Source organism: Streptococcus pseudopneumoniae (genome assembly GCF_001072665.1).
Lineage (GTDB): Bacteria > Bacillota > Bacilli > Lactobacillales > Streptococcaceae > Streptococcus > Streptococcus pseudopneumoniae_S.
This window is the reverse complement of the sequence record NZ_JVJI01000103.1, coordinates 1-282: the sequence shown is the minus strand read 5'-3', so window position 1 is coordinate 282 and position 282 is coordinate 1. Positions and strand designations below refer to the sequence as shown.

Below are 282 nucleotides of genomic sequence, written 5' to 3'. Positions count from 1 at the left end.
TTCTTTGGAAATATTATTTTTTCTTAAATATTCTCTTACTTTTTCTTCATCATCAATAAATTGGCCTGGTTTCCTTGGCTCTTCAAAAATCGCAAGTTTCTTTTTGAGCACTTTCTTTTGCAGATTATAGTGTGCTGAATACCATAGGGTAATATTCGAATCAGTCTTTCTTTCAAAACGAATCGACATCCCTTTAATACCTGAACCAAAATTAAAGTTAATGGTTATATCACTATAGCCTTTGGGAAGAGTTTCATACTTTCCAAAAGGAGTATAGGATAT

1 protein-coding gene is annotated in these 282 nt (G+C 31.6%); it reads right to left on the bottom strand.

The features are described 5' to 3' along the window. On the bottom strand, positions 1-282 hold a 282-nt coding region (locus ADH52_RS05455; protein WP_049510508.1), incomplete at both ends, for a TipC family immunity protein.